Source organism: Bradyrhizobium sp. USDA 4454 (assembly GCF_054822705.1).
Map to the genome: position 1 here is coordinate 5,002,361 of NZ_JBTRCN010000001.1, position 26,962 is coordinate 5,029,322.

A 26,962-nucleotide genomic window follows, 5' to 3' on the forward strand; every position below is an offset into this window, starting at 1 on the left:
CTGCTGGCCTACCCTCTGCTGATTGAACCTGAGCTTTCCCTCGATCGGCAGTCCGCCGCCGTCTGGACTGTTGGCTACCATTGGGATGGTCTACCACGGCGAACTGGCCAACAGGCGTCCTCCAGCTGCGCATTTGACCGAGTTCTATTTCTTTCTCTCGCTCAGAGGAGTCCTCGGTGGCGTCTTCAATGCGCTGATCGCGCCGTTGATCTTCAACGCCGTCTGGGAATGTCCCCTGGCACTGATCGCGGCCTGCCTAATGCGGTCAACTCTAGTTTCAGGCGGCCATCGCAAGCTCGCAATGGATATTGCGTTACCACTACTGCTTTTGGCAGTCCTCAGAGCCGGACAATTTCTTCTCGATGTCATCAGTTCCGTACCGTTTTCCGTCGTGCTGCTTTATGCGTTGTATGTTCTCCCAGCGCTTAGTTTCTGGTGAATTTTTCGAGGCGCAGCTTGCGTTTTAGGATTGCCGTCGCTCTCCTGCTTTTCTTTCAGGTGCTGCCACAGAACGCTGGGAAGCAGATCGCTGCCGGGCACAGCTTCTTTAACGTTTATCGCGTCAACAGTATTTCCGATGCGGGCAAGCCTACTCTTATCCTTATGAGCGGCACCACAATGCACGGCGCGAAGAGCCTGTTGCCCGACGAATCCACAGTGCCGATGACGTATTACAGCTCCCAAGGCCCCTTCGGGCGATTCTTCCGTGTGTAAGCGCCGAGTTGCCGTGATCGGCCTTGGAAGTGCCGCGCTCGCTTGCTATGCTCGTGAAGGCCGAGATTGGGCCTTTTTTGAAATAGACCCCACAGTCGAGCGGTTAGCCAAGGACTATTTTCAGTTTCGGGAAAAGTGCGGCTCCTAAGTCCCGAGTTGTACTTGGCGACGCTCGGTCTACATCCGCGCGTTGTGGTCCACGCGGACCGAGAAACACCGCGATCAGTGGCCTTCCTCCCTTAAGCGGTAGGCCTATCCGACGATCGGAAAGCTGACCATCGCAGACATCAAGCCAAGCTACATCCACCAACTGCTCGCGCCCATCTGGTTGACGAAACGCGAGACCGTTAACCGGGTGCGCGGCTGGATCGAAACTATTATCGCAAAGAACGCCGACATTGACGACCTCTACTTCCGCAATCCAGCCGAATTGACGAAGCAACTCCGCGAAAAGCTACCAAAGCGGCCCAAGCGTTTCTTTCGCCACCACCCGGCCCTTCCCTATGCGGATGCGGCGCAGTTTATGAGTGAGCTTCGTACGGCTGAGGAACGCGCCGGGATGGCGCTGCGCTTCCTATTATTCGCGGTGTGCCGCACAAATGAAATCCTCGGCGCCAGATGGTCCGAGATCGATCGGACCTATCCGACCGGTGCGGTGTGGCGGATCCCCGGCGACGGATGAACATGGACCGGGACCACTGCGTCCCGCTCTCGCAGCCCGCGCTAGATGTGCTCGACGAGCTAAGCAAAGGCCAGTAGCGTGAACTAATCTTCACCAACCCGGCCGGCCACGAGTGCTCGCTGTACTAGATCGGATGGGCTACGGGCACGTCACTGTCCATGGCTTCCGAGCGACTTTTGCGACTTGGGCGGAGGAATGCACAGACCATCCCGACGGCGTTCGAGAGGCTGCGCTGGCCCACGAATACAAATCTGAAACGACCGCCGCTTACCAGCGTGGGGCCAAACTGGAAAAGCGTCGAACTCTTATGCACGACTGGGCTGAATTCTTCCTTGCGTCAAGCTATGCAACCCGCTTGGCGTGTGGCTAGAATTTTCGTTAGACATGGCGCCTACCGTCAAAATGATTTGCGCGTCGATCCCCCTGCGGGATACGTCGACCATCGGGGCGACCGTCTGTGAGCCAGAGCAAACTTCGGCCCGTAAAACTACGTCTGTAGTTATATCACCTTCGCAGAGCTATTCTCAATGAGAGCATTGACGAGCTTTATGGGGCAACTGACGAATGAAGGTTTGGATCTATACCGACACAAGCAAGAACGTCGGCGACCCGCTGCATCTGCAGGTCTTTGCGACTACCGACACTGCACAGCACTGGTTCAAGCAGAACGATCCTGATGGCGTCGCGTACGCCTACGAGGTTATGTTGGGGGCACGCTACCTCGCCAAAACGCTGTTGGTGCTCGTCGTCCTAATCCTTGGGATCGCCGATCTGTTTACCACTAACACGATCCTCAATCTCGGCGGGGGCGAGGCGAATCCATTCATGCATGTCGCGCAAAGACTGCTGGGTCCTTGGTGGCTGGTCCCCAAGCTAGCTTTCACCTACCTCATGATGTGGCTACTTTGGCGCAGCAACAATCCTTACAATGTCGCCCTCGTAGTGGCGTTCTGCTCCACGCCAGTACTGAACAATCTTCTGATCATCGCGAGCGCACAGTGAACTGTGGCGCTAGCGATATCACCTGATCCAGGGCAAGAGAACCATTTCCCGTTGAAAATCAGCATCGTCGCTGACAGTGACGGCACCCAAGTTGATGGTGACGTTCTGGGTAGAGCTTCCGCCGAGCCTCTGCCCAGGTCGCCGAAACGACACGATCTCACCGGTTGTAACGGGGATTTGTGCCAGCATGTTAGCATTGGCGCCATAGCCGCCCGGCGACAGACCGCTTGCTAAAAACAAAGTGATGCGCTGACACGGGAGACAACCTTGACGCGAGGCCGGAGCGTATCAATTCGATCGGCCGTGACGATCCGATCCGCCTGGCCACGTCGTGGGAACTTTCCGGAACGTAGCCAAATCGGTCTCGCTCAGGCTTGCTTTGATGTTAGCGAGCGAAGAGCGCGCTTCTGTGCGGCGAACGCGCTGCGCTCGTAGCGTTCCAGACCCTTGAGGCGCTGCAAGGTTTCTATGGCCGGACATTCGGATAGGTTGGCCAACAAACAACGCCTGCCGGACCTCTCGTGTGCGCAGCAAGTCTCGCTTGGCCTGTGCGACGGCAGCCAGCAGCTCCGACGCCGCCGGGTCGCCGAGGCAAGCGCCATCCAAGACAGACATGAAGCGCATCAGTTGCGCAGCATCGTCTTGGCGGCGTCGTGCCAAGCCATGGCGGTAGGCGTTTTGGCTGGACCTCGCTTTTCCATCGGCCGTTTTCGGGCCGGTGCTGCGCTCGGCGTTGCTTCGATTGGCTTTGATTTGTCGAAACGACGCCATTGGTCTGCCTTTGTGCGCGGTCGGTTTGCGTTCGGTAGAATCCCTCCACGGCTTTGAAGCATCAAGATTTTGGGCTCAAAAGAGCAACAATCTTGCTGCGGAAAGGACTGGCCTTCGCCGGCAAAACGAGCGTTACTGAGTCGACCGGGCCTAGCCGATGGCCTCGGTGTCTCCCCCTGCAGGTGCGGGGCTTTTGGCGGTGCGGCGGCAAGCCGCGTGATGTCAAACCAAGGAGATACCGGTGGCCACAATTCAAGCCAACGGCGCCGAGGCGCGCTGTTCCGTCATCAAGTTCAACCATCATGATCGACGAGCCTTTATCGGCGGTTCGGATGCGCGGATCATCATGGGCGATGATCAGGACAAGCTCGTTCGCCTCTGGCGGGAAAAGCGCGGTGAGATCGCCGCGGAGGATTTTTCGGGCAACCTGATCGTTCAACTTGGCATTACAACGGAAAATTTGAACCGCAATTGGTACCAAGGCTGTACGGGACAAACCGTCACCGACGTCCAGAAAAGGGTTCGGCATCCCGTCCATACGTGGATGGCCGCCACGCTCGACGGCATCGTCGAACAAACCGGCGCAGTGTTCGAAGCTAAGTTCATGCTGCCTTGGGCTTTTAGCGAGGAAGCCGCAGCCGAAAAGCACATGGCGCAGCTGCAGCACAACATGTGGGTGATTGCGGCAAGGTCGGCGGTGCTGTCGGTAATTACCGGGGGCGGCAAATGGATCGAGATCACGGTCCATGCCGACCCGCTGTACCAACACCTCCTGCTAACCGCGGAAAAGAAGTTCTGGCGTTGCGTCCAAAGCGGCGAGCCGCCGGCCCTGTTCGGGAGCGAGGCGCCGCGTCCGCGCCTGGCGGCCGTCAAGGTCGTCGATATGACCGCTTCCACGCTATGGGCTGAATACGGGGCAAGCTATCTCCATACCCGCGTCGCCCACGGCGACCACGAACGGGCGAAAGCGGAGTTGAAAAAGCTTGTGCCCGAGGATGCCAAGGAAGCGTTCGGCCATGGCGTTCGCGCCAAGCGCGCGAAATCTGGCGCCATCAGTTTTGATCCGCTTGAGATGGAGAGCGTCGATGCATCAGGCCAGTGAACATATCGGCGCGATCGCCGCCGCGCTCGCCAAAGCGCAAGCCGAGTTGACTAATCCAGAAAAAACCCAGACTGCGATGATCCGCTCGCCGTTCCTGCGCGATGACGATCGGACTTTCCGTTATGCGTCGCTCGCTGCGGGTCTCGACATCGTGCGCAAGACACTGAGCCGGCACGAGATCGCTACCATCCAAACCACTCGGATCGAGACTAGCACCGGGCACATTCACCTCACCACCCTGCTCGCTCACGCCTCCGGGGAATGGATATCCTCGGACTTGCCGGTCTGTGCAATGAAAGATATCGAGTCGCCGCACCGTATGGGCGCGGCCCTCACTTATAGAAAGCGGATAAGTTGAGACTGCAAAACGTTCCCTTGTTGGAAGTTCAAGCGCGGTGGGCTTATAGCAAGCTGACAGACTCTCCGGCCGCCCGACACTATTCCGATCTCCAGCACCTCGCCACAAAGCGATCGAGCGGGACTGCGTCGAGCAATTGTCCGAGGCCGAACAATATGAGCTTGCGTTTGATACCGCTTGCGCTCGGCCTGTCCTACTCGCATTTCTGACCGTCTTCCTCTCATTCAAGGTTGTTAAAATTGGCCGGGGCCAGATTGGGCTCGATGTTCGTACCGCCTAATGTATCCCCAGAGCGAGGAGCGCTTTGTTTCGTTCGAGGAATACATGGCAAGGACGAGCGTCAATCCGGACGATCCTCGAAACGTACCTCCTAAGGGAACGAGCTATGAGTTTCCTTCAGACCCAATCACGTTTGGTCGCTCGTTCACTTTTCCGATATTGATCGACGATTTTCATCGAGCTTCTCGGTTTTGGCAGTACGGTCCACCCGAACGGAATGTTGTGTGCTTACTTGCCGTCGGGTCTGGCGATAGAAGACTGAATTTGGCCGGTCGGTGCATTTTCTATGCTTCGAACCTCACTTGCCTGCGAATTTGCCAATTGCGCCACGGTGGGCGAAAAGACTAATTCAGTTCGTGCCGGCGATGATGAGGACGATGTTGTTCAGTACGGGCGTGGAGCAGAAGGCCACCACAAGGGAAACGTTGTAAACGTTCTTGCTGCGCCAAAGCAGCCACGTCACGAGAAACGTTAGACCGAGCTTCGGAATGAGCCACCATACGCCGAGCCAGGCCTGCGCCAGCCTCATGAGCGGGTTCAGCTCGCCCATCCCGAGATCCAAGATCACATTCGTGGTCACAAAGTCGGCACAACCCAGCAACAAGCAGGACAGCAGCAGGAGCGTCTTGACCCAATTCGCTTTTAAGCCCTCGATGCTGAAGATGCCTGGCTTGGTCATATCAAAGAATCCTGAGGCAATGGCGGAGTTGAAAGGATCGGCGAGGATGGAATTGGAGGGTGTCTAAGCCAAAAAGCTTTATATTTTCTCAAGGTTGGCACGGTTCGCCGAGGCTCCGTGTCGCAGCCTGCTGCCCGAATAATGCTGTTTGATGCAGATCAGCCGCCGCGAACACGTGGATAACGCATCAAATTTCGCTTAAACCGAAGTCGCCTTCCGGCGAGTTCGTCCGCTCGAAGAACAGTGAATAAAGCTATGGTAAAGCGGGGCATTTCAATCGGAAGCGCTGAGCGACGCCCGTTAACCGAGTCGGAACAAAGCCGCACCGGAATCCCGCAAAAACCACGGCTTGCGCTCGATGGAGGTATAAGGAAATATAAGCTTTTCAGCATCCAGACGGCGGATGCCTACTGCCTTTTTGTCTCGGACGTTTGTTGACGATTGATTTTCGCTGGCGACGCCAGAGGGCTGCCCTAGCGATCAAGGACTGCATTTAATCGGCGGGTCATTTCCTATGTCGAGTGAAATTGCACATGCTGCCTTTTACTTGGCGCTGTTGCTGGGAGCCATCTACGGCAGTCGGCTCGTTGAAAAAAAATGGCCCATCGCAGATGTCCCTACTTCCGAATTCCAGGATGATTGGCTTGCGGTTATTGCCAACCTCGGATTGTCTATCTCGCTCGCTCCGCTCGCAGCAATTGTCGCGGGCAAGATAGCGAGCATCACCGGGGTCGGCTGGGTTCACCTACCGACCGAAGGCTACTGGTGGTACGCGTCTCTCACATTCGTCGTTTTGGCGCTCGATCTCTACAAATATACATTCCATCGTCTCCAGCATGCCATCCCATTTCTTTGGTCGATGCATTCGTTCCATCACAGCGCAAACGCCGTGACGTTCATTACCGGTGCCCGACACTACTGGCTCGAGCGAGTGCTGGCTGACGCGTTTCTGCCTATTCTGGCGATCCTGTTTCGCATCCCGCCGGATATGGCGATCGCAACGGGCTTCATCTTCTTTCTTCCTGACGCTTGCGCTCACCTGAATGTACGCATCCCGCTCGGTCGGTATGTGACGTGGATCAACAACCCGCAATGGCATCGCATCCACCACTCGGTCTTGGCCGAGCATCGGGACAAGAACTTTGCCGCTTTTTTTCCGTTCTGGGACATTCTCTTTGGCACTGCATGCGTGCCGAAACCCAACGAGTATCCCGCAACGGGGCTCGTGCCTGCCGAACGAGTCGACATCATCAATAGCGTGATCTGGCCAGTCCGACATCTGCGGCATCGAGCATCCAAGAGTGAAACGGCGACGACCGGACGGTAGGGCCATATGATCCGGAAACATCATGCATTTTGATGGCCAGGCAAGCCTTCAACCGATAACCGCGCCCGCACTGCGTTTCGCGCCCATGATATACCCTGCGGCGCTCTTCCTCTCTGCGCTCTTGCTGTTTGCGATCGAACCGATGTTTGCAAAGATGGTGCTGCCCCGGCTTGGCGGTGCTGCAGCCATCTGGTCGGTTGCGATGGTCTTCTTCCAGTCGGCGCTGCTGCTGGGCTATGCCTACGCCCACGTGCTCAGCCGCACATTGTCGCCGAGGCCATCGGCTCTCGTTCACCTGGCGCTGCTGGCGATCGCTGCCGCGACATTGCCGGTCGGTATCGCGCAAGGCTTCGAAACGGCGCCACAGCACGGGCTCGAACTTTGGCTGCTGGCATTGTTCGCCGCCTCGATCGGCCTGCCGTTCGTCGCGCTCGCCGCGACTGCCCCTCTGCTGCAAAACTGGTTCGCGGCGAGCGGTCATCCGCAGGCTGCCAATCCCTACCTATTGTATGCGGCGTCCAATTTGGGCTCGTTCGTCGCGCTCTTGACCTATCCCTTTGTCGTCGAGCCGCTGTTGACCTTACGGACGCAGATCCAGCTGTGGTCACTCGGCTACTTCCTTTTGATGTCGCTGATCGTGGCCGCGACAGTCGTTGTCGCCGGCGCCGGCAAGCGTCCAATCAAGCAGGCGGGCTACGGAGCCGCCACCGCCCCCACGACAACCGCCGCACGAACGATGTGGGCCGTGCTCGCCGCGATTCCGGCCGGCCTCGTCGTCGCCGTCACGGCTGCGATCTCAGTCGACCTGGCGGCTGCGCCGTTCCTGTGGGTGCTGCCACTGTCGCTCTATTTGCTGACCTTCGTGGCGATTTTCCGTGAGCGGGCTTGGGTGGCACACAAGACCGTGCTGAAGCTGGTGCCGTTCGCTGCGGTGGCTCTCGTCGCAACCGCGACGACGCTGGTTAGGCTGTATTTTGGCGTCGTGCTGGTGATCCATCTCGCGAGTTTTCTGGTGATCGCGCTCGCCTGTCATGGCGAGCTCTATCGCCGCCGGCCGGAACCGGCACGCCTGACCGAATTCTACCTGTGGACCTCATTCGGCGGCATGATCGGCGGAATCTTCGCCGGGTTAATCGCACCGCATCTGTTCAACGGTGTCGCCGAGTATCCGATACTGGTCCTGGCCGCATTGCTGGCGATGCCCGTCGCGCTTGACGGCGGGGCTGGCCGGCTGTTGCGGCAGAGTGGTCCCGGTCTGGTGTTGGCCGCGTTGACCCTCGGCATGGTCTGGCTGCGCGTTCGGATTCCAGCCAGCACCACGCTGCCTGTCGATATCGCACTTATCGTGCTGGCCGGCGTTATGGTGCTGGTGCGTCGGCGACCGGCGATATTCTTTGGCCTTGCGGCGTTCGCCTTTATGGTCGCCAGGCTCGACCCCCTGTTCGCCCCCATCGAGCAGGTCCGCAGCTTCTTCGGCGTGCATCGCGTGGTCGAGGACCGCTCGGGGCAGTTTCGTTTGCTGATGCATGGCACCACCGCGCATGGCGCCGAGCGGGTGCGCAATCCTGATCGAACGCCGATTAAGGGGCGCCCCGAACCGACCACGTATTATTATTTCGGCGGGCCGATCAGCGACGCGATCGTGGCGGCCCGCCACGCGCAGGGGCGGCTGACACGGGTGGCGGTGGTCGGGCTCGGCACCGGCAGCCTCGCCTGCCATCGGCAGGACGGCGAGAACTGGACGTTTTTCGAGCTCGATCCGCAGGTGGTCCGGATCGCGCGCGACCCCGCCCTGTTTCATTTCCTGTCGGAATGCGGACCGGATATCCGCATCGTGCTCGGAGACGCGCGGCTCACCCTGACGGCGTCACCGGAGCGCTATGATCTGATCGTGCTCGACGCCTTCTCCTCCGATGCCATTCCTGTGCACTTGCTGACCCGCGAGGCGATCGGAGGATATCTGGCGCACCTCACCGCCCACGGCTTCATCGTTCTGCACATCTCGAACCGACACATGGCGCTAAGGGGGCCCGCCGCCGCGGTCGGCCTTGCTGAGGGCCTCGTCGCATTCGGCAAGCTTCAGACACCACCGTTGGCGACGCCAGAGGATGGCCGGGCGGCATCCGACGTCGTCGCGTTTGCCCGCGATGAAAAGGATCTGGGCGATCTGCCGTCGCAGGGATGGACGCGCCTCGATCCCGGCGCGCGGGTGCCATGGACCGACGACTATGCCAACATTCTCGGCGCCGTTCTCGACGCCAAGCTCGGGCGCTGATCAGCCCAGTTGATCAGCCTATGGCTGATTGTTCGGCGGCCGCTCGATGAACTTGCGGCTGCCGTTGAGAAGCTCGAGGTTGTTGGCGATCACCGGGTTGCCGGGATCGAGCGAGTATGCCTTCTCGAACTTGCGCCGCGCGCCGCTGAGATTGCCTCGCAGCATCAGCGAATAGCCCTGGTCGTTGAGGATCTGGACGGTCTCGCCGCCGATCCGGATCGCCTGCGCATAGGCCTGATCGGCAAGATCGAAGCGGCGGATCTTGTCATAGCTCGCGGCGAGCCCGACCCAGGCCGTGACGTCCTTCGGCGCCTTCTCGACCGCATCCTTGAAATAGCGCTGGGCGGTACCGTAATTGCCGCGATTGTAGTGCTCGAGCCCCAGCCGCACCGGCTCGTCGGAGGGATAATATTTGACGTCGGTCGGCTCCTGCACGGGGTCCCCACCAGGCGGATCCACCGGCGCGACGATCGCGGCCTCCCGGGTCGTGTAGTCGCAGGCGCCAAGGCCGGTCGCCAGGCCGCAACAGAGCAACGCCGGCGCGAGACGACGCAATCCTCGTCCCGTTCCCCAAGTCCAGCGCATCTCTTGCCCCATTCGAAACATCATCGCGAAACTACCTACGAAAAACAGACGGCACGACCGAAACACCGGGGTCGGTACCAGAACCTCACGTCGCCACTTCCCTTCCAAGCTCCGGCTGCGGCATCCGCCAAACCCCGCCAGGATCGCGAAAATCGAGGTCCCGACGGGCAAATGCCCCAGGCGGCAGCGAGCCTTCAGCCGATCACCTGGCAGGTCCTCCCACCCCGACGGCCACCGATCCACCGGTCCCCGCTCCCAATCCGGTCGTGTTGACATTCTGAATCGTCGTGACGGGCGGCGGCTGACCCATCGCCTTGGTCGGGTCGCCCATGTCGGGAAGCTGATCCAGCGGGCGCTGCTGAGTGCCGTAGCGGGTGATCGCAGTACCCGTCCGTCGCGCGTCGTATGCGATCCGGCGGTCGCCGACATAGGCCGGCCACGGATGGATCGTGTGCGTGACCGCGTTAACCTCCTTGGCGTTACCGGCACTCATCGTGATGGTGTCGGAACGCTGGATGTAGCGGTCCATCTCGTCATGCCCGTAGACGCCGTAGCAGCCACCGAGCAGGAAGGGTGCGAGCAAAGCCAGGTATCGGATGGTCATCTCTCGCCTCCTCTAGTTCAGGGTTTTCACGACCGGTTGGTTTACACCAACGGCCGCCGGTGGCGGAACAGGCACGACCGCGTTCGGCGCGATGATATGGCCATAGGGTCCCTTCACTTCGCCGCCGGAATTGACGTAGTCGTCGTAGCGCTTGCGCACTTCCATCTGGCCGTTGAGGAAGAAGTCGACGTCGTTGGCCGGCAGGCGCGAATCGAGCGGCGATGCCAGTTGCTGGCCGGGTGCCGCCGGCGCCACCAGGCGCGGCGTCACGATGATGACGAGGTCGGTTTCCTGCTGCTGATAGGACTTGCTGCTGAACAGGGATCCAAGCACCGGCACCGAGCCGATCCATGGCAGTTGCGAGACGTCCTGCTGATTGCGGGTCTGCAAGAGACCTGCGATGGCGAAGCTCTGGCCGTCGCGCAACTCGACCGTGGTGCGCGCGTCGCGGCGGGTCAGCGCCGGGATCGTGGTGCCGGCGATGGTCACCGCGTTGGCGAAATCGAGCTCGCTGACGGAGGGCTCGACGCGGAGGTTGATCACCCCGCGCGAAAGCACCGTCGGCACGAAGGCCAGCTCGACGCCGAACTTCTTGTAGTCGATGGTCACGGTCGGCAGTGAGCCCGCGACCTGCGTCGATGCAACGGGCACCGGGAATTCGCCGCCGGCCAGGAAGCGCGCGGCATCGCCCGACAGCGTGGTCAAATTCGGCTCCGCCAGCCGGCGGGCCAGTCCCTTGGTTTCCAGGGCGGTAATCAAAAGGTCCACGGAGCTGCCGTTGCTGGTCCGCAAGATGCTGGTCAGCAGGCTTCCGAACGGAGGCGCAGCCACGCCGCCGGCGGTGGTGGCGAGCGTTCCGAGTGTTCCGAGCACAGGAAGGCTGCCGGTCGGATAGGCACCCACATTGTTGCTGCTGGTTGTGCTTGTGGTCGTGGTGTTCCCGTCAATCGTCACACTTCCATTACTGTTTATCGTATTCCCGCCAATCGGCACGCGCTGCGCGCGCGTAACTCCGCCAAGCCCCGTGTTGCCGACATTGGTCCCGTTGGCGTTCGCCGCGTAGAGGTTCACGCCGAGGTCACGTCCCGCGGCCCGGTTGACCTCGAGGAAGCGCACCTCGAGCATCACCTGCTGTGGTGCCGCAACGCTCATCGCGTTGACTACGATTCCCCCCTGCGGCACGCTGCCCTGAGCAATCGTCATCGCGCGCTCGGCGGAGACCGCGTCGGCGGCCACGCCGCTCAGCACCACCTGGCCTTCGGACGCCGATACGCGAATGCCGCGCGTCCCGGTGCCGGACTGAATGTTCTGTTGCAGATTTCCGATATCGATGGTCACCTCGACGTCGAGGATGCCGATCTGCTTCATTCCGCTGTCGAACAGGATGACATTGGTGGTGCCGGTCTTCTTGCCCTGGACGTAGATCAGGTGGTCGCTCAGCGACTTCACATCGGCGATCTCAGGCGAGCCCGCGACGATCGAGGAAAACGCCGTGTCGACCCTGAAGGTACGCGACTTGTTGACCGTCACCCTGACGCGCTGGACGTCGCTCATCTCGCTCAGGAAGACGCCGGAGGAGGATGAGGATGATGGCGCGCGCCGGTCTGCGGCGGCGGCTGGATCGATGCAATGAAACAGGGCAATCGCAGCGCCGAACGCCATCGCGCTGAAGGCGACCAGCCCAAGTCCCGCATCGGCCGAAACGCGACTTCCCATCATGCCAATCCCCTTCGCCGCGTCTCCGCGACGACCCCCGTAAATCTACGGCCTCGCCCCGATCACTCCCGTTCGTGCACCACGCCGCAGAGCTTACAGTTTGTCCGACTACAAATAGTTACTTCACGAATTCCCATTCCCCGGCGCGCCGAGCGAAAGCAAAACGAGCCCGCTCCGGATCTCCCCACACGCCAGGCCGCCAAATGGCGGCCCGAATATCATCCCCCGCCACCCGCCCCGATTGCAAGGAAAGAGCCCCTCGGTACCGCGGCAAGGCCTTAGAAAACTCGGCGATGTTGCCAGTGCGCACCACTTCCATAGCCCACTTGGGCTAGTCCCGGCCTACCCGACAGGCGGCGGCCAATCTGACGCTCAGGAACCCAGGCAAGCCTGATCAGCACCAACGAATCGACGCTCCTCAGAACGGAATCTGGGTCGTCACGCTCGGCGCGTTGAGCTTGGTGCCCCAGATCGGCATCAGCATGGTGAAGTTGGGTTGCGACGCTGTCACGATGATCGGACTGGTCGCCGCTGCGGGGACGCTCAGTGTCGGCGTCAGACCGCCGGCATAGAGAAATGGAGCGATCGCCTGTTTCGCCGAGGTCGACAGCGGATCGCCCCCGCAGCTGGTCGGCGAATTCTTCTGGATGGCAGCGTTGCTATAGCAATTGATCATGACCGCCCGGGCGCCCGCATTGGCGAGCGCCCGCAACGACTGCAGCGTGACCGCATAGCGTCCGAAATCGAAGATCGCGAAGATCAGGGTGAAGAGCGGCACCGCGATCAGGCAAAACTCCAATGCCGCGACGCCGCGCTGATCGAGCCTTCTCATCACTGCACCAACTGAACGTATTGCGGCGGGCTCTTCACTTGCACCTGGGTCGGGCAACCAGAGCTGTCGAGAGTAGCATTGCCATTGAATGCGACCGACGCGGCGATCAACTGGCCGCAGGTTGCTCCGTTGCCCATGTTGATCGTCGGATTGCCCTGAAACGTCACGGCCGCGGTTGGCGCGTAAATGGTTCCTGTGAGATTGATGTTGGTATTTCCGCCAAACTGCACAGCCGTCGCTGAAGCGTCGTACATGGACATGTACTGGAACAAGCTGGCAGAAGACTGGAGTGCCGAAGGAAGCGATGATGGGGCAGTCGACGGCCCGGTGATGTTGATCACCGCATTCCCTTGGTTGCTGATTGTCGCCCCTGGCAGCAGAATGAAGGTCGCTGTACCTGAGATCGTGGGCGTTCCTGTGATTTTCAGATCGCCTGAGATGAAGTATACGCAGAAGGATGTCGTGGGGGTACAGGTCGAACCCGTTCCGTTCAGAGATATGGGCGTATTAGATGTAATGTGGACTTTATCATTCGTGCATGGGGTGGCGGCCGTGTAAGCGACGAGCCCCGATCCTGTGCATACTGGGAGACCGCATTTGGTCGGGAGCGTCGGATTCGTTCCACACAAAGTGGTAAGGGCGCCATCGAGAGCGGTGTAGGGGTTTTGAACCGGCTGCTGATAGAGAAAAGCCTTATTGCACCAGGTCGTAGTCCCCGTGCAGCCGCCTGCGGCAGACAATGGACCGTTGAGGGTCATGCCGCCGCCCGTGAAGTCTATGGCGCTGCTGGACTTACTGTCCGAAAACATGCCGCAATTCTGCGCATTGATATTGGGGCTCCCCTGGAAGCTCAGAGAACCCGACAAGGCCAGGACGCACGGTGGATTTGGCGCCACCTGATAAACTTTGGCGACAGCGACCGCGCCAATCGTGACGGTGGAAAGCCCGAGCACCTTGGCCAGATAGGCCGGCTGCGTCTGGCTGACCTTGGCCTGAACGTACAGTCCCGCCGTCCCGCCATACGTTGCGAGCGACGCGATCTGGACGCTCTGTGAGATGCCGCTCGGAAGGCTCGTCGAGCATTTCGAGCCGGGATAGGACGTATCGCCGGAATTGCAGAACGTGTTCTGCGCGGCGAATTGCTTACCGCTATAGTCGACCGTGGTCGCTGTCGTGGTGCACGTGGACGCGTTATTGAGACAGGCCGCCTGCAGGCCGCCCGAATAGGCGGCGGCATCGGCGGCATTCTGCGCGCGCTGCTGAGTGACGTACCACGACCCCGCCTCGCCACCGAGCGCGATCATACCGAGCAGCGGGATCAGCGCGACCACGGTTGCGAATGCGGCCGATCCTCTGCGGCTACGGAGCAAATTACGCATGCGACCCTCCTATTGAAACCGTTCGGTATAAGGCAATGTGAACGCACAGGCATTGCTGTTGCCGCTGTTGCACAGCACCGATTTCAGCACCATCGGATTCAAGGTCACCGTCGTGCTGTAGGAATAGTACATTGGCGTCACGGTGTTGGTGCCGGAACACACGGCAGTGCCGCAGATCACCGTCAAGCTTTGAATTGGATAGCGGCTGTCGGCCTTGGCGGTTGCAGCCGCCGCCCAAGCCGTGGTGTTCGTTACGTCTTGCGGCGGCGAGTACTGGATGGACTGTCCGAACGCGCGCAGCGCGTCCCATGCCGTTGCATATTGATAGCAGGCGACCGCAAGATCAGCGAACGGCACAAGAATGCCGATCATCAGACTGGCGAAGACGAACAACATCTCGAACGCGACGGCGCCGCGTTGATCCCGGATCAAAGAACGCTTGCCGTTCACACGGCGCTTCCGGTGCTGCATGACCACTCACCAGACATAGGGGATCAATCTCCAGCGCGATATCTCGTAGCTGGAATATTCCGGAAGCGTGCGCCGAAGCACGTCCTCCTCGTAATGAATTCGCCAAACCTGGATGCCGATGTGCAGGACCAGCAATGCTACCGTCACCCAGCTCAGATGCTGCAGCACGACACCCAGAAACACGATCTCTTCCGACAGATAGAGCGGATGCTTGATCCACCGATAGGGACCGGTCTGCACCACCGAACGCGCCTGCGGCACCAGGCTGAACGACCGCCCGAGATGCCGGACAGTGACGAGAATCATGATCAAGCCCGTCAGCACGCAAACCGTGGAGATCAGGTTCGGCAACGCGCCCTCGGTCCTGTCGAAGAAGGTGATCGTCCACGGCCAGTAGGTGCCGACGAACGCCGCAATTTTCGGCAGCAGACCCTCGGCCTGCGCTTTTGCCGGCGCCCGTGTCAGGATCAGCAACGCCAACATCAGGTAGAACACCGCGGTACAGAAGCTCGCGATCAGCGAAGGCCAGGGCTCACCACCCGATGACCCCAGCTTGTGGGCCACGGTAAGTCCCAGGACGAAGAACCAGGCGCTGCCCAGGATTCGGGTTGTCCGGTCGTAAGCCAGGTTGGTCTCGACGGTCATTGCAGTTGCGCTCATGGCTTACTTGCCGATGCCGGAGAATGTACGGATCAGATGCAGGAACGGGCTTCCGCCGAGAATGACGAACATCGCGGGCAGCAGAAACAGCACCATCGGAACGGTGAGCTTGGCGCCCAGTTTGTGCGCGCGCTCCTCGAGCTTGGTGATGCGTTCCCGGCGCAGGTCGACCGCGATGCTGCGCAGCGCCTGGCTGAGCGGCGTGCCATATTGCAGGCTCTGGCTGACCATGGTGCCGAAGCGGCGCAGGCCATCCGACGTGGCGGCCAGCTTGTCGAACGCATCGGCGCGGTTCGGCAGGATCCTCAGATCATCAAGCAGGCCGCGCAGGACATGATTGATGGCGGGATTGGTCTCGCGCATCTCCTCCGCCACGCGTTCGAGCGCGCTCTCCAGGCCCATGCCCGCCTCGCTGCACACCACCAGCAGATCGATGGTATCGGGCGTGCCGACCCGGATGGCGGCATCGAAGCGGCGCTTCAGGACCATCAGAATCAGGCGCGGAATCATGATTCCGAATGCCAGGCCGAGGAACGTGAAGATCATCACGTCGGTGAACGAGCTTCCGACAATCTGCGTGAGCGAAAACGCCGCGATCGGGAATGCGAACGAGCTGACCGTCTTGAAGCCGATCCAGATCGGCAGCGTGCGATAGTGATTGAAGCCCGCCGCCTGCAGCACCATGCGCAACTGGCCGAGATTCTCCTGGGCGTAGAAGCGCCGGTAGCGCGAGCCGACCGACGACAGCCAGCCGATCAGGTCCTTGGACGAGTTCGATCGGTCGGGAATCCCGAGCACGGCGTTCGAGACGCGGGCGTCGAGGGCGCGGAGATGGACCTCGCGGATGATCAAGAGGCAGGTCGCGGCCAATATGGCGACGGCAAGGGTGGCAAGACCGAGAACACCTGTCATAGCGTGGTTTCCCTTCTCACCATCCAGCGGATCACGAAATGGCCCAGCAGCACCGAGCACGCCGCATAGGCGAGCAGCACGTTGCCTTGTGGATCGGTCAGCAGCAGATCGACCGACTGCGGATTGATCCAGTAGAGCAGCCCGCCAATAAGCACCGGCGCGAAGGTCAGCGCGCGCGAGGAAAAGATCACCTCTCCGGCGAGCGCCCGGGCGCGGGCTGCCAGCGCAACCCGCTGGCTGACCGTCTCGCCCAGCGTTTGCAGCGTTTCCGCCAAGCTGCCGCCGGTCTTCAATTGCACCGCAAGCGTGACCGCGAACATGGCATATTCCGGCACCAGCGTTCGCTGATAGACGGCTTCCACGGCCTCCTCGGGCGACCGGCCCAGATTGAGTTCGCTACAGACGATGGCAAACTGCCCGGATGTCGGTTGCGGCATCTCGCGGGCGATGGTGCGAAACGCCTCGTGAACGGGCAATCCCGACCGAACCGTGCTGGTCACCAGCTGGACCGCGTCGGGAAGTTGGTGGAATAGCTGATTGGCGTATTTGCGCTGCTGCCATCCGAACAGGCCACGCACCACCAGGACCGCGACGACCGCCGCGGCGATGCCGGCATAGAGGCCGGGAAATTTCAGCACCTGATTGAGGTAGATGATGCCGACCGCTGCCAGGAGCCCCGCAAGAAACACATAGATCGGGCGCACCGAGTACACCATCTGGGGGTGATAATTGGCGAAGCGATGCAGCCTCCCCCAACGCGACGTCTTGGCGGCGCGGCGGATCGACACCATGGTTGCCGCTTCAGCCGTCGGCAGTGCAATCTCGATCTGGCGGTCCATTCGCCGCTGCCGCGAATCGAGCCACAGCGTATTGATGGTCGCACACAGCAGCAGCAGCAGGACGATCACCAAGGGCGTTGACATCAGATCTGCCTCATCGCTTCTGCCCAGGCCCGATCGAGCCCAAAATAGACGAGGCGGCTCTTGAATTTCGGGACCGCGTTGGTGGACCGGTAGGTACCCGAAATCCGCCCGTGAATGTCCTCGTCCTTGTACTCGAACAGCGCAATGTCGTTGGTGGTGATCACTTCGCCTTCAAGGCCGATCACCTCGCTGATCTGCACGATGCGGCGCTGGCCGTCGCGCATGCGCTCAACCTGCACGATAAGATCGAGAGCGGCGACGATCTGGGAGCGGATGGCACGCGACGGCAGATTGACCTGCCCCATCTGCACCATATTTTCAACGCGGGTCAGCGCATCGCGCGTGCTGTTGGCGTGCACCGTCGAGATCGAACCGTCATGGCCGGTGTTCATGGCCTGCAACATGTCAAACGCCTCGGCGCCGCGCACCTCGCCCACCACGATGCGGTCCGGACGCATACGCAGCGCATTCCACAACAGGTCGCGCTGCGTCACCTGCCCGGTGCCCTCGAGACTGGGCGGACGCGTCTCCAGGCTGATCACATGCGGCTGCTGGAGCTGCAATTCCGCAGCGTCCTCGATCGTGACGATGCGCTCGCTGTGGTCGATGAACTGGCTAAGCGCATTCAGCAAAGTGGTCTTGCCCGAACCGGTGCCGCCGGAGACCAGAACGTTGAGCCGGCAGCGAGAAGCGATCTCCAGCAATTGACCGATGGCTGCGTTCATCGTTCCGTTTTCGATCATCCCGGCGATATTGTAACGCCGGCTCGGAAACTTTCGGATCGAGATGCAGGGACTGTGGATCGCCAGCGGCGGCAGGATGATGTTGACGCGGCTGCCGTCCGGCAGACGGCAGTCCACCATCGGGCTCGATTCGTCCACGCGGCGGCCAACCTGCGACGCAATCTTCTGGGCGACCGTGGCGATATGGTCGTTGTCGCGAAACCGCACCGCGACCCGCTCAAGCTTGCCGGCCCGCTCGACGTAGACGTTGCTCGGCCCGTTGATCATGATGTCGTTGATCGTCTCGTCGAGCAGCAGCGGGCGAAGCGGCCCGTAGCCGGTCATGTCGTCGGCGATCTCTTCCGCCAGGAAGAGCTGCTCGCGGCCCGACAGCTCCAACCGTTCCTGGTTGGCGATGCCGTGGATGATTTCCTCGATCTGCCGCCGCAGCACGTCGCGGGGGACGGTCGTGGCGACCGACGGCTCGATCTGCTCGATGATCCGCTCGCGCAGCGAGGCCGACATCACCGGATGGTGAGATGGCTGTTCATGCCTCGGCGACGGTGCGAGCAGGCTCGGCGCCGATGACGCCAGGCTGGTCTCCGCCGGCGGCAAGGGCGGCGGCACCGGCCGCACGGTCGGCGCCGCAGCCGGCGCGTCCGGCACGGCTGCGGGCATCCGCATTGGCATCTCGTCTGCGCGCCTACCGAACTTTTTCATAGCCCGAGCCACCTCTTCCAGCCTGCCTTCTTCATGGCGCCGAGGCCGGTGATCTCGCGCACGATCGGGGCGAGGTGCCGACGCAGCCTGGATACGTGCTTGAGCGCGGGAACGCCGAGGTTGACGGCCTGGGTCATGCCCTTGCCGAGATCGGGGATCACCATGTCGGGTTCGGCGCCCAGCGCCTTGACGATCGTCGCCCGCGGCAGGCCGCCCGCGCGATCGGCGCGGTTGAGCAAGGTGAAGACGCGATCCTTGCCGGCGATGTTGGTGACGGCATTGCGGAGCGCATGGGCGTTGCGCAGGCCGGTCACCTCGGCTTCCAGCAGTACCAGCACGTGACGCGACATCTGGATGACCGGATAGATCGATGCCGGGAACGGCACCGGCACGTCGACCACGACGTAGTTGAAGCGTTGCCGAAGCAGGCCGATCACGTGGCGGACGCCGGCTTCAGTGATATCGAGCTTGGCATCGAGGTCTTCGTCGCCGGAAATCAGGCAAACCCGGTCGTTCACCTCGATTGCCGCGCGCTCCAGGAACAGCGTGTCGGCCCGCATCGGGTTTTCGAGCGCAATGCGCAACCCCGGTCCGGGTCGGACGCCCAGCATCACCGCGGTCTCGCCGCCCTGCAAATGCAGGTCGAGCAGCGCGACCTTGGCCTTGGTGGTCTCGGCCAGTTGCAGCGCGAGGTTGATCGCGACGCTGGTCGCACCGGCACCGCCCTGCGCACCGCAGATCGAGACCACATGTCCGCCGCGATCGCGGTCACTGTGGGCGGTCGTGCTGTCGCCGAGCAACTTCGGACGCAATTGGTCCAGCACCATATCCCGGGTGATCGGCGTTGGAAGGTACTCGGTAAGACCGATCTCCATCAGCTCGCGGTAGAAGATGATCTCCCTGTTCTCGCCGATCAGGCACACCTTGACGTCGGGCGGGCAGACGCTCGCCAGACGTTCCAGCTCCGTGAACGGATCGTCGATCCCGCTGATGTCGGTCACCAGCGCGGTCAGATCGGTATCGGTCTCGAGCATGCGCGTCGCGTGACGGATGGTGCCGCGCCGGATCACCAGATTGCTGCCCTCAAGACCCTTGCGAAGAGCCGCAGCGCTCAGCTCGTCGTTGACGAAGCAGACAATGCGGTTACGCGCGACAACGGAGGTCGTCTCTTCGGGTTGGTCAACCACTGCCATGTTCACACTCATCAACGCTTCTCCGGTCCCTTGCCGATGTCACTGGCCGCCGCCGTCGTCTGCGCCTCGGCCCCGACCACGGCGTCGCAGTTCGCTCGGGCATCATCGTCCGCATCCTGCCTCCTGACCGAATATTGCTTGACCTCACTGCCGGTATAGATCGCCACCATCGTGCTCTGGCCCGCAACGGCACTCTGGCGCGCCAGCTCGGGCGATACGTCGCAGCTCGAGGTCGCACCGGCGTCGGCCTTGTCCCACTGCTCGGCCGCAGCCCGGACCACGAGCGAGAGCGTCCCAAGCTGCTTGGCGACGGCGACCTTCTTGACCTGCTCCGGCTTGAGCTCGAGCGAGACGGTCTGCGCGGTCTTGCCGGGGACGGCATTGGTGAGCGGGCGTCCGCCCTGCGCAATCTCCTGGTCGATCGCGATGACGCGCACGTTCGACAGAACGGTTTCGCTGACGGCCCGCTTCACCGGAGCAGCCTTCTCGAACACCTGGGTCAAGACCACGTCGACATTATCACCCGGCCGGATCAAACCCGAGACGCCGGTCTCCTCGTCGACCTTGATGCTGATAGCACGGCTGTCCGGCGCCAGAACGCTGGCGAGGAAGCCACGATCCTTCGGACGCAGAATATCCTCGAGAGTGATGGCGCTGCCGGTGTCGACGAACTTGCGAACCAGGGAGCCGGGCAGTCCTGCCTTGGCGTCAGGCGTTTCGAGGATCGCTCCGGCCGGCACGCGATTCGGCGCCGCCTGGCGGACCGAGAAATCCTCGTCACGCGCCAGCGTGCCCTTCGGCAGCGGCCGTGTCGCGACGAAATAGCCGACCGTCGCCGGCGCGGCCGCCGGCTTTTCCGCAACCTGCGCAACGACCGGGTCTTTCGGCAGGTTCACGTTGAAGGCAATGATCCCGAGTGCCGTGGCTGCAAGCAACAGCACCATGATGATGGAGACTCGCAATGCGGATGACATGTCAAAATCCCTTGCTCAAAATAGTCCAGATACCGCCGCATGCGATCGCGACCCCGTAAGGCAGCGGCGCATGTCGCAAATGCCGCCAGCGTTCGACCGCGTAGACCCGGCGCACCAGTGACGACCCGGCGGGAGCCAGCCGCGGAGCTGGCAGCCGGCGCATCATCAGATGCACCGCGGCCAGAACGCCGCCCGCCAATGCGGTTGCCGTCAGCAACTCGATCACACCGGGCAGCGGCAGTCCGATCGCCAGCGCAACCAGCAACTTGACATCGCCGCCGCCGATCGCTCCCCGCTGATAGATCACGAAGAGCACCAGAAACAGAATTGCGGCGACGATCAGCGACTGGCCGATCTGCGTCGGGCTGGCCAATTGACCGGCGATCCCGAGGAACGCCAGCGCCAGACAGATTTCGTTTCGGATCAACCGTGTCGCGATATCGATCGTTGCGACATAGAACAACAATGCGATTTCCAGACACGCGGTCGTGGACGCAATCCAATTCATGAAATATTCGCCTCAGAAGAAGGCGGGGGGCACAAAATAATGCCCCCCTCCGGGGCTCCGTCCTTCTGGACTTAAGCGCTGACCGCGTTGCCAACCGCGGTGCTGATCTTGGTGATCGAGTCGCTCAGAATTTGGCCGATACCAGTACCGGTACCGGTACCGAAAGCAGCGGCAACAGCGGCGACGATACAAGCGGCGACGATCACATACTCGAACGACACGACACCGTCCTTGTCCGTGCGCAGACGACTCAACGCTTCGGTGACCTTGATGTAAGACTGCAACATGGGAGAGGCCTCCTTCAGGCTTGCACATCCGGTTGACGGCTGTTGACAGAAAAAACTGCCAACAGCATTCAACTATCGGAGTTAGGCGCTGACAGCGTTGCCGACCGCGGTGCCGATCTTGGTGATCGCGTCGCTCAGAACCTTGCCGATACCGGTACCGGTGCCCGTACCGAACGCAGCGGCAACCGCGGCGACGATGCAGGCGGCGACGATCACGTACTCGAACGACACAACGCCGTCCTTGTCCGAGGCAAGACGCTTGAAGGCTTCAGTGGTCTGGATGTAGAGCTTCAGCATAGGAAAATATCCCTTTTACATGAAATTTACGCAATATGTTGGCAGGGCAAATCCAGGGCCAACTAGGATTTTCTTATAATGCGTTGCGAGAAATCTGTCGATTGGTAATCGTTTATTAACCCTACCTGCGTCGCGGCCGAGCGCCCTTTTCGTCCGCGGCAATCCGAAACTGTTCGCACGAAACCCCCTAAATTATAGGCGTTTTGGTATTTCGCGACATTTCAGCCTGTCCGCTCCGTGCGAATACGGTGACAGCACATCCAGAGCGCGATACCGACGAATCCGTCGCGCCAACGAGGTCGACGGTGGCAGCGTCACAATCCGGCTTCGCAAGTTCCCGCCGGTTGTCCTTCGGATTGACCGCCTCAGTAGCACGTCCCCGAATCCTCTCCGAGCCGCCCGCAACTCTCCCCGTTGGATTGCCGCCACCGCGTGACCGCCAGCGGCACGTTGTTCGCGTCCGCCGGCGCGGCCGGCAGCCCGCTGCGCTCTTCGTCGAACAGCTCCGCCTCTGAATGTTTCGTTCTGGCAGGGACATCGTTCTTGCTTGAACCTGTTCTGCCAGCCTCTTGCACAGGGCGTTCTCCCGATCGCGCGCAGCCTGGTTCGTGCCCGCCGCCGTGCTGCAATCGGATTACCGCCAAAGACCAAAATGACTTTTTCTTGAGGCCTTTGGTGGGGTGGGCTAGGATCTGTGCATTGCCGAAGTCCTTTTAAGAATTGGATAACCGCATCGAATAGGCGTCTTTTGCATGCGCCGCATAATCGACACCGCTCCAAAGGACGGAACGTTCGTCATTCTTGAGGATGACGTAAGCGGACGCTTCGAATCTGCTCAATGGTCGGCCGAGGGGAGTGGGTGGGTTCGGAAAAATGGCGCGCCAAGCGAGATCACGCCGACGCATTGGCAAACAATGCACCTTCCAGAGGAAGGTGATGAATTTATTCTGCGAGACGAGTTTATTCCGCCAAAGCAAAGTGGATCGATCGCCCCGCCGGCGTCGCCAGGGCCCCGCTCCTTTTGTTTCCCCTCGGGCCTCGCCGAACGTGCGAGGGTGACGGAATTGACTCGTCTGGTGACGAACGCGGACCCGGTCACTGGCGTCCTCGTTGAAGCGCGGGCCGAGCAGAGCAAGCATGAACGCGGACGGACCGCGCGGCGCGCCATCTCCTCAATCGCCGCAGCGATGGTCGGGGCGTCGCTCATTGGCTGGTATTTCCACGCTGAACTCTCCGCCCACGTGGCTCGATCCATTGATGAGCAGCATAACGTCAGGCCTGACACAGCTGGTGTAGAGGTCGCCAGGAAGGAGACCCAGGTCTCAAGCCAAGACCAGCAAAAGGGAGATTCATCGGCGCGAGAGCCGGGTCTTCATCAGCAAGCCGACCGGGCGATCGCGCAGGCGTCGCGGGATACTGCGCACGGCAAGCAAGCCACCGAGCCAGTGCAGCCGGAAGAGCAACAGTCCGCTGAAAAAGAGCGGCGCCGCGCAGAGACCTTGGCAAATGAACTGGCGAGCGCGCAGCAGACCATCGAGATGCAGACAGCGCAGGCGAACAAGGCGCGCGATCAGGCGACGCAACTCGGTCAGGCCGCGGAGAGAGAGATAGTTGGAGCTACAACGGTCTCTGCGGAAGGAGCACGATCGGACCGAGACGCTGACTGGCGAGCTTGCGACAGCGCGGCGCGAGCTCGATAGGCAACTAGCGCTGTTAAGCAAGGAGGGCAACGAGACAGTGCAGGCGAAGAAGGCCGCCGAGAGCGCCATCGCGGAGCTGCGACAGTCTTTGAAGACGGAACACGACAGGGCCGAGGCGCTGACTCGCGAGCTTGCGAGGGCACGGCGGGACCTTGAAACCCAGCTGGCGCTGTCAAGCAAGGCTGGTGACGAAGCGGTGCAGGCAAAGAAGGCCGCAAAGAGCGCGACGATAGAACTGCGACAGTCTCTCAAGCAGGAGGGCGACACGGCCCAGGCGCCGGCACGGGGCCGCGAACCCAAGTTAACTCAAGCCGCGGAGGCGGCTGCGATCGAGCAGCCAGCGATCGCTGAGGCGCAAGGCGATCCGGAAGTTGCCAGGTTGCTTGCGCGCGCCAGCGCTCTGCTCGTCCAAGGCGATATCGGTGCCGCGCGGATCGTGCTCGAACACGCCGTCGGGAGGAGTAGCGCACAGGCAAGCTTTATGCTTGCGGAAACCTATGATCCCCTCGTTCTTTCCACCTGGAAAACCTATGGAACACTCGGCGACGTGACAAAGGCGCGCGAGCTATACGCAAAGGCACTTGCCGGTGGAATCAAGCAGGCCAGGGATCGATCTGTTGCGTTGCAATAGGGAGAAGTACCCGATCGCTCGGCTTCCTCGTGACCATAGCGCCTGACCTATGGTTGTATTTGTAGTCGACCAAGTATGAGGCGATTAGGACCCCTAGCCAGTCGGACTGGCCTCGTAACAGAAATGCAGACCGACAAATCGGCTCGCTCCGTTCAGCAGCCCGGCGTATGCCGATCACCGAAGCATCGGCCTCACGGCAATAGCGAAGCTCTCATTGGCGGTCTGTCTTGACGATCGCGAATTTTTTCAGCTTGGCACGGTCGATTCCGACAAGCTTTCCAACAATCTGCCACGGCTCGTCATGTGATGAGGATCGGCACGGACCGCGCGAGTGCCCTCGGACGCATAGGGTAGCGCGAGCCTACTCTACAGAAAGACGGCTCTTCTCAGTAGCACGTCCCGGAATCCCCTCCGAGCCGCCCGCAACTCTCCCCGTTGGATTGCCGCCACTGCGTGACCGCCAGCGGCGGCTTGCTCGCGTCCGCCGGTGCCACAGGCAGTCTGCTGCGCTCTTCGTCGAGCAGTTGCGAATGGAGCTTCTGGATTTGGATGTTTCGCTCGAGCAGGGAGATTGTTCTTGCCTGAACCTGCTCCGCCAGCGTCTTGCGCAGGGCGTTCTCCCGGTCGAGCAAGTCGGGAAACGGCAACAGCGGCCGTACCGGTTCGGTTGCCTTGATCACGCAAGCCGCCCTCGCCACCGCCAGCGCAATCTGATCCGGAAAGCTGTTGCGACATTCCGCGAGTGCGCCGCTCAGATTGACCGTTTCCGCCGGTGGTGATGGCATCCCTGTCGTTTCCGGTACCGGTGTCGTTGTCGCTGTTGGCGTCGGTGTCGTTGTCGGCGCGGGTGTCGGCTCGGTGGCCGCTGTTGCCGTCTCCGTTGTTGGGTCCGCTGCCGGTCCCGCCTCCTTTTCGTTGGCCTGCCGCGCAGCGCCGCAACAGGACAGCAGGATGCAAAGGGAAAGGACGACCACGCATCTTGCGCGCTTCAACCAGGTTGCTCCCTCCTGATCGCTGATCCGACGGCAAGCTAACCCGATCGACGTACCTCCTTCGGTCACGTCCGCGAGCAAGAGCAAACTGTTTGTGCAGTCAGGGACGCTGAACCGTCCTCTCCCCGGCAACAAAAATTCAGACCTTCGAAAACGAAACCCGCAAAATCAGCGATCTTTGGCAAATACAGCGCAATGACAAATGGCACGTCAGCTGGTTGATGGTAAAAGCATTCCGGTTGCGCAGGCAACAGCAACTTGCGTAGACAGAGGCTCGGCTCGGCCGGATCGGCATGCGCTGGATGAGATACTCCTAACGCGCTGGCCGAACTTTCCGCTTCATCCACCCCGAGTCCTTGTTCTAGGATCAGGCATTTCAGTGAGGGCGCGACCGTGCGCCCAACGTATTTCCAGACCAAAAAGTACAGCGACTGATCCGGCGTCACGGGGATTTGGATGACCGATCGCATTGCCCTTTTTATCGATGGTGCGAACCTCCACACCACGGTCAAAAACCTCGGCTTCGAAGTCGACTTCCGGCGCTTGCTTGTTGAGTTCGGCAAGCACGGGCAAATCGTCCGGGCCTATTTCTACACGGTCGTAAGAGACGACGACGAATTCAGCAGCCTGCGACCGCTGGTGGATTGGCTCGACTACAATGGATATGCAGTCAGACGAAAGTCGGCCAAGCAGCATGAGGACGGCGATGGACGGCGGCGCATCAAGCGCAGCATCGGTATCGAGCTCGCGGTCGACGCACTGGAAATCGCGCCCCGCATCGACCAGATGTTTCTGTTCTCCGGCGATGGTGACCTGCGAGCCGTTGTCGAAGCTGTCAGGCGGATGGGCGTGCGCGTCACCGTCGTTTCCAGCATTCGAACCAAACCTCCCATGATCGCCGATGAGCTTCGCAGGCACGCCGATGCCTTCGTTGAACTCGAGAGCCTCAGGTCATCGATCGAGCGTCCACCGCATCCGATCGCGCCCGAGTGAGGTCGCTGGCCGACGCGTCCGTAGATCGCCGAGTTGCGCGGGCTGGTTGGAGACATCAGTATGACGCGAACCAGCCCAGCTGCTGAAGGGAGAGGCAATGTGGAGGTCGGTCGGCTGCGTCTTGTTGTTCTGACAACAATAGATGCCGCGATCGCAGAGCCTGTCAGGTTCAGCTGTGACACGCCGCGCGGCAAACGGGTCGAGCTTGGCGGTTCCGGCAAAGGCAGCGACGCCGAGTGGATCGAGGACGATCTGGAGACGGTCCGGCCTGCCGTGGTGATCGATGGCGAAACCTTCACGGTCACCTGGGGAACGTCAATCGCGACGGAAGGCAAGCCGCCCAAGCTCACGACCTATGTCTTTGCTGCCGCCCATCGGACCGCGGCATCGATCTTCGCGACCCGCGTGGATGAGTCCACCGCCGAGATCTACCGGTTCTATTTTGGCAGCAAGTCTCTGTACAAGCTGACCAGCCGCCTGGAGATCCCCTCGTCCGACTCGAAAGCCACGCCCTTCGTTGCAACCTATCTTGCCACCTGTCGCGAGCAGTAGCCGTTGGTCCCGGCGTTAAGACGGCCTTAACTGTTCCGGTTACCGGTGTTGCTAGCCGGCATCAGCCGGATCGCCCATCCAACGGCGCCCAAACCGTTGAATTTTAATAAAAATCTCGATAC

29 protein-coding genes and 1 pseudogene are annotated in these 26,962 nt (G+C 61.0%); 12 read left to right on the forward strand and 18 right to left on the reverse strand.

Annotated elements, in window-relative coordinates; translation table 11 throughout:
• The first annotated feature begins 85 nt into the window (after positions 1-85).
• From ACVIW0_RS23415 to ACVIW0_RS23440, 6 genes and pseudogenes are all read left to right on the forward strand, one after another.
• Positions 86-439, forward strand: coding sequence for a hypothetical protein (locus ACVIW0_RS23415; protein WP_461354482.1), 354 nt, complete (start codon positions 86-88; stop codon positions 437-439).
• A 17-nt stretch (positions 440-456) separates the two neighbouring features.
• Complete coding sequence (locus ACVIW0_RS23420; protein WP_461354483.1) at positions 457-714, forward strand: hypothetical protein; 258 nt, start codon at positions 457-459, stop codon at positions 712-714.
• A gap of 328 nt (positions 715-1,042) precedes the next feature.
• Positions 1,043-1,396, forward strand: a complete 354-nt coding sequence (locus tag ACVIW0_RS23425) for a hypothetical protein (protein WP_461354484.1) — start codon at positions 1,043-1,045, stop codon at positions 1,394-1,396.
• A gap of 564 nt (positions 1,397-1,960) precedes the next feature.
• Complete coding sequence (locus ACVIW0_RS23430; protein WP_461354485.1) at positions 1,961-2,398, forward strand: DUF5658 family protein; 438 nt, start codon at positions 1,961-1,963, stop codon at positions 2,396-2,398.
• Positions 2,399-3,419: 1,021 nt separating this feature from the next.
• Entirely contained in the window at positions 3,420-4,271 is an 852-nt protein-coding gene (locus ACVIW0_RS23435; protein WP_461357406.1) for a YqaJ viral recombinase family nuclease, read from the forward strand.
• A pseudogene (locus ACVIW0_RS23440) lies at positions 4,255-4,620 on the forward strand (ERF family protein); the annotation flags it as partial. The gene ACVIW0_RS23435 and the pseudogene ACVIW0_RS23440, both read left to right, overlap by 17 nt.
• 637 nt (positions 4,621-5,257) lie before the next feature.
• On the opposite strand, the gene ACVIW0_RS23445 reads toward ACVIW0_RS23440, so the two are convergent.
• A complete protein-coding gene (locus tag ACVIW0_RS23445; protein WP_461354486.1) occupies positions 5,258-5,587 on the reverse strand; it encodes a DUF5658 family protein in 330 nt (109 codons plus the stop codon).
• Positions 5,588-6,101: 514 nt separating this feature from the next.
• On the opposite strand from ACVIW0_RS23445, the gene ACVIW0_RS23450 reads away from it, so the two are divergent.
• Entirely contained in the window at positions 6,102-6,914 is an 813-nt protein-coding gene (locus tag ACVIW0_RS23450) for a sterol desaturase family protein (RefSeq protein ID WP_461354487.1), read from the forward strand.
• 142 nt (positions 6,915-7,056) lie between these two features.
• Complete coding sequence (locus ACVIW0_RS23455) at positions 7,057-9,189, forward strand: fused MFS/spermidine synthase (protein ID WP_461354488.1); 2,133 nt, start codon at positions 7,057-7,059, stop codon at positions 9,187-9,189.
• A gap of 18 nt (positions 9,190-9,207) precedes the next feature.
• Here ACVIW0_RS23455 and ACVIW0_RS23460 read toward each other — a convergent pair whose 3' ends face one another.
• The 15 genes from ACVIW0_RS23460 to ACVIW0_RS23530 all read right to left on the reverse strand — a co-directional run bounded on the left by ACVIW0_RS23460 (position 9,208) and on the right by ACVIW0_RS23530 (position 21,972).
• Positions 9,208-9,774 (reverse strand): tetratricopeptide repeat protein, encoded by a 567-nt coding sequence (locus tag ACVIW0_RS23460; RefSeq protein WP_461354489.1) that lies wholly within the window; start codon positions 9,772-9,774, stop codon positions 9,208-9,210.
• Positions 9,775-9,976: 202 nt separating this feature from the next.
• The gene (locus ACVIW0_RS23465) at positions 9,977-10,378 is read right to left on the reverse strand and encodes a hypothetical protein (protein WP_461354490.1); all 402 of its coding nucleotides are present in this window, start codon (positions 10,376-10,378) and stop codon (positions 9,977-9,979) included.
• A gap of 12 nt (positions 10,379-10,390) precedes the next feature.
• A complete protein-coding gene (locus ACVIW0_RS23470) occupies positions 10,391-12,097 on the reverse strand; it encodes a type II and III secretion system protein family protein (RefSeq protein ID WP_461354491.1) in 1,707 nt (568 codons plus the stop codon).
• A 415-nt stretch (positions 12,098-12,512) separates the two neighbouring features.
• Positions 12,513-12,926 carry a TadE/TadG family type IV pilus assembly protein gene (locus tag ACVIW0_RS23475; protein ID WP_461354492.1) on the reverse strand — a complete coding sequence of 138 codons (414 nt, stop codon included), beginning with the start codon at positions 12,924-12,926 and terminating at the stop codon, positions 12,513-12,515.
• Positions 12,926-14,305, reverse strand: a complete 1,380-nt coding sequence (locus ACVIW0_RS23480; protein WP_461354493.1) for a pilus assembly protein TadG-related protein — start codon at positions 14,303-14,305, stop codon at positions 12,926-12,928. The genes ACVIW0_RS23475 and ACVIW0_RS23480 overlap by 1 nt, the downstream gene beginning before the upstream one ends.
• A gap of 9 nt (positions 14,306-14,314) precedes the next feature.
• Entirely contained in the window at positions 14,315-14,776 is a 462-nt protein-coding gene (locus tag ACVIW0_RS23485; RefSeq protein ID WP_461354494.1) for a hypothetical protein, read from the reverse strand.
• 6 nt (positions 14,777-14,782) lie between these two features.
• On the reverse strand, positions 14,783-15,421 hold the full coding sequence (locus ACVIW0_RS23490; RefSeq protein ID WP_461354495.1) for a methyltransferase family protein: 639 nt from the start codon (positions 15,419-15,421) through the stop codon (positions 14,783-14,785).
• A gap of 18 nt (positions 15,422-15,439) precedes the next feature.
• Positions 15,440-16,348 (reverse strand): type II secretion system F family protein, encoded by a 909-nt coding sequence (locus tag ACVIW0_RS23495; RefSeq protein ID WP_461354496.1) that lies wholly within the window; start codon positions 16,346-16,348, stop codon positions 15,440-15,442.
• On the reverse strand, positions 16,345-17,271 hold the full coding sequence (locus tag ACVIW0_RS23500) for a type II secretion system F family protein (RefSeq protein WP_461354497.1): 927 nt from the start codon (positions 17,269-17,271) through the stop codon (positions 16,345-16,347). Before ACVIW0_RS23500 ends, ACVIW0_RS23495 begins: the two co-directional genes overlap by 4 nt.
• Entirely contained in the window at positions 17,271-18,713 is a 1,443-nt protein-coding gene (locus ACVIW0_RS23505; RefSeq protein ID WP_461354498.1) for a CpaF family protein, read from the reverse strand. Before ACVIW0_RS23505 ends, ACVIW0_RS23500 begins: the two co-directional genes overlap by 1 nt.
• Positions 18,710-19,906: an AAA family ATPase gene (locus tag ACVIW0_RS23510; RefSeq protein ID WP_461354499.1), complete on the reverse strand. Its 1,197-nt coding sequence runs from the start codon at positions 19,904-19,906 to the stop codon at positions 18,710-18,712. Before ACVIW0_RS23510 ends, ACVIW0_RS23505 begins: the two co-directional genes overlap by 4 nt.
• An 11-nt stretch (positions 19,907-19,917) precedes the next feature.
• Entirely contained in the window at positions 19,918-20,880 is a 963-nt protein-coding gene (cpaB, locus tag ACVIW0_RS23515; protein ID WP_461354500.1) for a Flp pilus assembly protein CpaB, read from the reverse strand.
• A gap of 1 nt (position 20,881) precedes the next feature.
• Positions 20,882-21,388, reverse strand: a complete 507-nt coding sequence (locus tag ACVIW0_RS23520; RefSeq protein WP_461354501.1) for an A24 family peptidase — start codon at positions 21,386-21,388, stop codon at positions 20,882-20,884.
• Between the two features lie 71 nt (positions 21,389-21,459).
• On the reverse strand, positions 21,460-21,675 hold the full coding sequence (locus ACVIW0_RS23525) for a hypothetical protein (protein ID WP_461354502.1): 216 nt from the start codon (positions 21,673-21,675) through the stop codon (positions 21,460-21,462).
• An 81-nt stretch (positions 21,676-21,756) separates the two neighbouring features.
• Positions 21,757-21,972: a hypothetical protein gene (locus ACVIW0_RS23530; RefSeq protein ID WP_461354503.1), complete on the reverse strand. Its 216-nt coding sequence runs from the start codon at positions 21,970-21,972 to the stop codon at positions 21,757-21,759.
• A gap of 752 nt (positions 21,973-22,724) precedes the next feature.
• On the opposite strand from ACVIW0_RS23530, the gene ACVIW0_RS23535 reads away from it, so the two are divergent.
• Complete coding sequence (locus ACVIW0_RS23535; protein WP_461354504.1) at positions 22,725-23,672, forward strand: hypothetical protein; 948 nt, start codon at positions 22,725-22,727, stop codon at positions 23,670-23,672.
• Positions 23,673-23,709: 37 nt separating this feature from the next.
• Positions 23,710-24,303, forward strand: a complete 594-nt coding sequence (locus ACVIW0_RS23540; RefSeq protein WP_461354505.1) for a hypothetical protein — start codon at positions 23,710-23,712, stop codon at positions 24,301-24,303.
• A gap of 386 nt (positions 24,304-24,689) precedes the next feature.
• Here the strand turns inward: ACVIW0_RS23540 and ACVIW0_RS23545 are convergent, their stop codons facing one another.
• Positions 24,690-25,088 (reverse strand): hypothetical protein, encoded by a 399-nt coding sequence (locus tag ACVIW0_RS23545; RefSeq protein WP_461354506.1) that lies wholly within the window; start codon positions 25,086-25,088, stop codon positions 24,690-24,692.
• 272 nt (positions 25,089-25,360) lie between these two features.
• The gene (locus ACVIW0_RS23550) at positions 25,361-25,765 is read right to left on the reverse strand and encodes a hypothetical protein (protein WP_461354507.1); all 405 of its coding nucleotides are present in this window, start codon (positions 25,763-25,765) and stop codon (positions 25,361-25,363) included.
• On the opposite strand from ACVIW0_RS23550, the gene ACVIW0_RS23555 reads away from it, so the two are divergent.
• Both ACVIW0_RS23555 and ACVIW0_RS23560 read left to right on the forward strand, forming a co-directional pair.
• The gene (locus tag ACVIW0_RS23555; protein ID WP_461354508.1) at positions 25,752-26,288 is read left to right on the forward strand and encodes a LabA-like NYN domain-containing protein; all 537 of its coding nucleotides are present in this window, start codon (positions 25,752-25,754) and stop codon (positions 26,286-26,288) included. The genes ACVIW0_RS23550 and ACVIW0_RS23555 overlap by 14 nt on opposite strands.
• A 60-nt stretch (positions 26,289-26,348) precedes the next feature.
• A complete protein-coding gene (locus ACVIW0_RS23560) occupies positions 26,349-26,840 on the forward strand; it encodes a hypothetical protein (protein ID WP_461354509.1) in 492 nt (163 codons plus the stop codon).
• Positions 26,841-26,962 lie beyond the last annotated feature (122 nt).

Coding starts and splice junctions, on each gene's coding strand:
- ACVIW0_RS23415 (WP_461354482.1), top strand. CDS start 86: ATGGTCTACCACGGCGAACTGGCCAACAGGCGTCCTCCAGCTGCGCAT.
- ACVIW0_RS23430 (WP_461354485.1), top strand. CDS start 1,961: ATGAAGGTTTGGATCTATACCGACACAAGCAAGAACGTCGGCGACCCG.
- ACVIW0_RS23445 (WP_461354486.1), bottom strand. CDS start 5,587: ATGACCAAGCCAGGCATCTTCAGCATCGAGGGCTTAAAAGCGAATTGG.
- ACVIW0_RS23450 (WP_461354487.1), top strand. CDS start 6,102: ATGTCGAGTGAAATTGCACATGCTGCCTTTTACTTGGCGCTGTTGCTG.
- ACVIW0_RS23455 (WP_461354488.1), top strand. CDS start 7,057: ATGTTTGCAAAGATGGTGCTGCCCCGGCTTGGCGGTGCTGCAGCCATC.
- ACVIW0_RS23460 (WP_461354489.1), bottom strand. CDS start 9,774: ATGCGCTGGACTTGGGGAACGGGACGAGGATTGCGTCGTCTCGCGCCG.
- ACVIW0_RS23465 (WP_461354490.1), bottom strand. CDS start 10,378: ATGACCATCCGATACCTGGCTTTGCTCGCACCCTTCCTGCTCGGTGGC.
- ACVIW0_RS23470 (WP_461354491.1), bottom strand. CDS start 12,097: ATGATGGGAAGTCGCGTTTCGGCCGATGCGGGACTTGGGCTGGTCGCC.
- ACVIW0_RS23475 (WP_461354492.1), bottom strand. CDS start 12,926: ATGAGAAGGCTCGATCAGCGCGGCGTCGCGGCATTGGAGTTTTGCCTG.
- ACVIW0_RS23480 (WP_461354493.1), bottom strand. CDS start 14,305: ATGCGTAATTTGCTCCGTAGCCGCAGAGGATCGGCCGCATTCGCAACC.
- ACVIW0_RS23485 (WP_461354494.1), bottom strand. CDS start 14,776: ATGCAGCACCGGAAGCGCCGTGTGAACGGCAAGCGTTCTTTGATCCGG.
- ACVIW0_RS23490 (WP_461354495.1), bottom strand. CDS start 15,421: ATGACCGTCGAGACCAACCTGGCTTACGACCGGACAACCCGAATCCTG.
- ACVIW0_RS23495 (WP_461354496.1), bottom strand. CDS start 16,348: ATGACAGGTGTTCTCGGTCTTGCCACCCTTGCCGTCGCCATATTGGCC.
- ACVIW0_RS23500 (WP_461354497.1), bottom strand. CDS start 17,271: ATGTCAACGCCCTTGGTGATCGTCCTGCTGCTGCTGCTGTGTGCGACC.
- ACVIW0_RS23505 (WP_461354498.1), bottom strand. CDS start 18,713: ATGAAAAAGTTCGGTAGGCGCGCAGACGAGATGCCAATGCGGATGCCC.
- ACVIW0_RS23510 (WP_461354499.1), bottom strand. CDS start 19,906: ATGGCAGTGGTTGACCAACCCGAAGAGACGACCTCCGTTGTCGCGCGT.
- cpaB (WP_461354500.1), bottom strand. CDS start 20,880: ATGTCATCCGCATTGCGAGTCTCCATCATCATGGTGCTGTTGCTTGCA.
- ACVIW0_RS23520 (WP_461354501.1), bottom strand. CDS start 21,388: ATGAATTGGATTGCGTCCACGACCGCGTGTCTGGAAATCGCATTGTTG.
- ACVIW0_RS23525 (WP_461354502.1), bottom strand. CDS start 21,675: ATGTTGCAGTCTTACATCAAGGTCACCGAAGCGTTGAGTCGTCTGCGC.
- ACVIW0_RS23530 (WP_461354503.1), bottom strand. CDS start 21,972: ATGCTGAAGCTCTACATCCAGACCACTGAAGCCTTCAAGCGTCTTGCC.
- ACVIW0_RS23535 (WP_461354504.1), top strand. CDS start 22,725: ATGCGCCGCATAATCGACACCGCTCCAAAGGACGGAACGTTCGTCATT.
- ACVIW0_RS23545 (WP_461354506.1), bottom strand. CDS start 25,088: ATGCCATCACCACCGGCGGAAACGGTCAATCTGAGCGGCGCACTCGCG.
- ACVIW0_RS23555 (WP_461354508.1), top strand. CDS start 25,752: ATGACCGATCGCATTGCCCTTTTTATCGATGGTGCGAACCTCCACACC.
- ACVIW0_RS23550 (WP_461354507.1), bottom strand. CDS start 25,765: ATGCGATCGGTCATCCAAATCCCCGTGACGCCGGATCAGTCGCTGTAC.
- ACVIW0_RS23560 (WP_461354509.1), top strand. CDS start 26,349: ATGACGCGAACCAGCCCAGCTGCTGAAGGGAGAGGCAATGTGGAGGTC.